At 50.0% G+C, this 340-nt stretch carries 1 rRNA gene; it reads right to left on the bottom strand.

Going from position 1 to position 340, the window contains the following annotated elements:
* Window positions 1–192: 192 nt before the first annotated feature.
* Window positions 193–310: ribosomal RNA gene (gene rrf / locus JMF81_RS12775) — 5S ribosomal RNA — on the bottom strand.
* Between the last annotated feature and the right edge of the window lie 30 nt (window positions 311–340).

The raw sequence follows: 340 nt of genomic DNA on the forward strand, positions 1-340 counted from the left end.
ATGTCTTGACTCATTCTTTTCTAAAGAATGACTCTTTTCTGGTTTTGTATGAAGTTTTCAAAGTACGTCCGCGGTATCAGCATTGATTCACGCGATGCGCTTTCTGCTGTTCCGCTCTCTCCTGGCCTTATCGGCCATCCCATGCAAGAAGCCTCCTTCTTACATCGCATCACCGGTAAGTCTCTTTAAAAAATCCGGCAGCCACCTATCTTCCCGGGCCGTCTCCAGCCAAGTATTGTCGGCCGCGTCAGTCTTAACCATCGTGTTCGGGATGGGTACGGGTGTTTCCCCGACGCGCATCGCCACCGGAAATATTCAATTGTCTGTCTCTTCGCAGTGT

The sequence above is a fragment of the Anaerostipes butyraticus genome, assembly GCF_016586355.1.
Taxonomy (GTDB): domain Bacteria; phylum Bacillota; class Clostridia; order Lachnospirales; family Lachnospiraceae; genus Anaerostipes; species Anaerostipes butyraticus.